The sequence below is a fragment of the Rhizobium sp. R693 genome (assembly GCF_002211315.1).
Classification (GTDB): domain Bacteria; phylum Pseudomonadota; class Alphaproteobacteria; order Rhizobiales; family Rhizobiaceae; genus Rhizobium.
On sequence record NZ_LOKY01000037.1, the window covers coordinates 2,501 to 6,461 of the forward strand.

General features: G+C 53.5%; 1 tRNA gene and 2 rRNA genes. All 3 read left to right on the forward strand.

What is annotated here, in order from left to right:
- Nucleotides 1-430: 430 nt before the first annotated feature.
- The 3 genes from ATY79_RS22790 to ATY79_RS22800 all read left to right on the forward strand — a co-directional run bounded on the left by ATY79_RS22790 (nucleotide 431) and on the right by ATY79_RS22800 (nucleotide 3,960).
- A 23S ribosomal RNA gene (locus ATY79_RS22790) occupies nucleotides 431-3,314 on the forward strand.
- Nucleotides 3,315-3,445: 131 nt separating this feature from the next.
- Nucleotides 3,446-3,560, forward strand: a 5S ribosomal RNA gene (rrf, locus tag ATY79_RS22795).
- A 323-nt stretch (nucleotides 3,561-3,883) separates the two neighbouring features.
- Nucleotides 3,884-3,960, forward strand: a tRNA-Met gene (locus tag ATY79_RS22800).
- The last annotated feature ends 1 nt before the right edge of the window (nucleotide 3,961 follow it).

A 3,961-nucleotide genomic window follows, 5' to 3' on the forward strand; every position in this document is an offset into this window, starting at 1 on the left:
GTTCTGCCCAATGTCCGAGCCCAGTTCCAATGACGTCGTGAATGGCCTAGCCGGCCGGAAGCGAAAGAGGGGCTGGAGGTAGGAAGGAAGCTTGTCGCTCTGAGTTGATCATTGTTGTCATCCTTCGGGGTGGCTCTGATGATGACTTGATGGCCGTTGCCTGACCGCGCGGTCCCGGATTTAATCTCGAGAAGCTGGTCTTAAAGATAGACTGCAAGCGAGCTGCTCGGCGTAGCTCCAATAAAGCAGATCTATCGAACACGTCGATGGCATCTGAATGATCTTGATGTAAAAGGTATCAAGATTGTTGGGCCTGACTGCGCGGCAATCGCAAGATTGTCCGTATGGTCAGATTTGGCACCCCCCGCGGCGAAGCCGTCGGGACAAGGTTTGCCAAATCCAACTAAAGATGAGCATTGGCAATGAGAACGATTAAGTGTCGTAAGGGCATTTGGTGGATGCCTTGGCATGCACAGGCGATGAAGGACGTGATACGCTGCGAAAAGCCGTGGGGAGCTGCGAATAAGCTTTGATCCATGGATCTCCGAATGGGGCAACCCACCTTAAATGCTTGGAAAATCATTCTGGTTGGCTGGGCCTTGCGAGGGAAACTTCGTAGGGCGGTAGCCCGTCGCCGGTTATCCGGCGCGCCGTCCGCAGGCCATTGGCCGTGCGGACAGAACCCGAGTGGTTTCCAAGCATTGTGATAAGGTATCTGCACCTGAATACATAGGGTGTAAGAAGCGAACGCAGGGAACTGAAACATCTAAGTACCTGCAGGAAAGGACATCAACCGAGACTCCGCAAGTAGTGGCGAGCGAACGCGGACCAGGCCAGTGGCAATTGTGGTTAAAGTGGAACAAGCTGGAAAGCTTGGCCGTAGTGGGTGACAGCCCCGTACGCGTAGATACCATGATTGTCCTAGAGTAGGGCGGGACACGAGAAATCCTGTCTGAACATGGGGAGACCACTCTCCAAGCCTAAGTACTCGTGCATGACCGATAGCGAACAAGTACCGTGAGGGAAAGGTGAAAAGCACCCCGACAAGGGGAGTGAAATAGAACCTGAAACCGGATGCCTACAAACAGTCGGAGCCCGCAAGGGTGACGGCGTACCTTTTGTATAATGGGTCAACGACTTAGTGTAACAAGCAAGCTTAAGCCGGTAGGTGTAGGCGAAGCGAAAGCGAGTCTGAATAGGGCGATTTAGTTTGTTGCATTAGACCCGAAACCGAGTGATCTAGCCATGAGCAGGTTGAAGGTTGGGTAACACCAACTGGAGGACCGAACCCGCATCTGTTGCAATAGATTGGGATGACTTGTGGCTAGGGGTGAAAGGCCAATCAAACTCGGAAATAGCTGGTTCTCCGCGAAATCTATTTAGGTAGAGCGTCGACCGAATACCCTGGGGGGTAGAGCACTGGATGGGCTATGGGGACTCACCGTCTTACTGATCCTAACCAAACTCCGAATACCCAGGAGTACTAGTCGGCAGACACACGGCGGGTGCTAACGTCCGTCGTGAAAAGGGCAACAACCCTAACCTCCAGCTAAGGTCCCCAAGTCATGGCTAAGTGGGAAAGGATGTGAGGATCCCAAAACAACCAGGATGTTGGCTTAGAAGCAGCCATCATTTAAAGAAAGCGTAACAGCTCACTGGTCTAAATAAGGGTCTTTGCGCCGAAAATGTAACGGGGCTGAAGCCATGCACCGAAGCTGAGGATGTGTAGCAATACACGTGGTAGCGGAGCGTTCCGTAAGCCTGTGAAGGGACAGTCGTGAGACATCCTGGAGGTATCGGAAGTGCGAATGTTGACATGAGTAACGATAAAGAGGGTGAGAGACCCTCTCGCCGAAAGACCAAGGGTTCCTGCTTAAAGTTAATCTGAGCAGGGTTAGCCGGCCCCTAAGACGAGGCGGACACGCGTAGTCGATGGGAACCACGTTAATATTCGTGGGCCTGGTGGTAGTGACGGATTGCTCAACTTGTAAGGTCTTATTGGATTGATCTTGCAGGGACGCGGTTCCAGGAAATAGCTCCACCGTATAGACCGTACCCGAAACCGACACAGGTGGTCAGGTAGAGTATACCAAGGCGCTTGAGAGAACTATGTTGAAGGAACTCGGCAAATTGCACGCGTAACTTCGGAAGAAGCGTGACCCCATGATACGCAAGTGTTGTGGGGTGGCACAGACCAGGGGGTAGCGACTGTTTATCAAAAACACAGGGCTCTGCGAAGTCGCAAGACGACGTATAGGGTCTGACGCCTGCCCGGTGCTGGAAGGTTAAGAGGAGAGGTGCAAGCTTTGAATCGAAGCCCCAGTAAACGGCGGCCGTAACTATAACGGTCCTAAGGTAGCGAAATTCCTTGTCGGGTAAGTTCCGACCTGCACGAATGGCGTAACGACTTCCCCGCTGTCTCCAACATAGACTCAGTGAAATTGAATTCCCCGTGAAGATGCGGGGTTCCTGCGGTCAGACGGAAAGACCCCGTGCACCTTTACTATAGCTTTACACTGGCATTCGTGTCGGCATGTGTAGGATAGGTGGTAGGCTTTGAAGCGGGGACGCCAGTTTCCGTGGAGCCATCCTTGAAATACCACCCTTATCGTCATGGATGTCTAACCGCGGTCCGTTATCCGGATCCGGGACAGTGTATGGTGGGTAGTTTGACTGGGGCGGTCGCCTCCGAAAGAGTAACGGAGGCGCGCGATGGTGGGCTCAGACCGGTCGGAAATCGGTCGTCGAGTGCAATGGCATAAGCCCGCCTGACTGCGAGACTGACAAGTCGAGCAGAGACGAAAGTCGGTCATAGTGATCCGGTGGTCCCGCGTGGAAGGGCCATCGCTCAACGGATAAAAGGTACGCCGGGGATAACAGGCTGATGACCCCCAAGAGTCCATATCGACGGGGTTGTTTGGCACCTCGATGTCGGCTCATCGCATCCTGGGGCTGGAGCAGGTCCCAAGGGTTTGGCTGTTCGCCAATTAAAGCGGTACGTGAGCTGGGTTCAGAACGTCGTGAGACAGTTCGGTCCCTATCTGCCGTGGGTGTAGGAATATTGACAGGATCTGTCCCTAGTACGAGAGGACCGGGATGGACATATCTCTGGTGGACCTGTTGTCCTGCCAAGGGCATAGCAGGGTAGCTACATATGGAATGGATAACCGCTGAAGGCATCTAAGCGGGAAACCAACCTGAAAACGAGTATTCCCTATCAGAGCCGTGGAAGACGACCACGTTGATAGGCCGGGTGTGGAAGCGCAGCAATGTGTGAAGCTTACCGGTACTAATAGCTCGATTGGCTTGATCGTTCTCATTGATCATGTTCATCACAGTCGAAAGACTGAAAATGACGCCTAGACGTGTTCAAGACTAAAAATGAGGGTAGTGACTTCGAGAAAGTCACGGCCTCGCCAGCTTCTCAATTGTTGCGCTTCGCTGACCTGGTGGTTATGGCGGGGCGGCTGCACCCGTTCCCATTCCGAACACGGCCGTGAAACGCCCCAGCGCCTATGGTACTTCGTCTTAAGACGCGGGAGAGTCGGTCGCTGCCAGGTCTGCTAAACGCAACAACACATGCGCCGGATGTCGAAGATATTCGAACATGTGAAACAAAAGATAATCTTCTCATCATGAAATGACGGCCCAAGCCGACAAAAAAGGGCCGCCTAAAGCGGTCCTTTCTGCTTTGGGCCCTATATGCAGAAGGAAAGATCGGCGCACCGCACAGCTTGTCTGATGGTGCGTCCCTTACATGAGACAACTTGCTTCGCAAGTTGCTCAGGAAGAAGGCTTAACCGCCAAGCGGTTACGCCGCCGCGATAAATCCCAACCGGATTTACGCACACCGGATAAGCCGCAAAGCGGCTTACCTAGAGGACGCGGGGTGGAGCAGCCCGGTAGCTCGTCAGGCTCATAACCTGAAGGCCGCAGGTTCAAATCCTGCCCCCGCAACCAA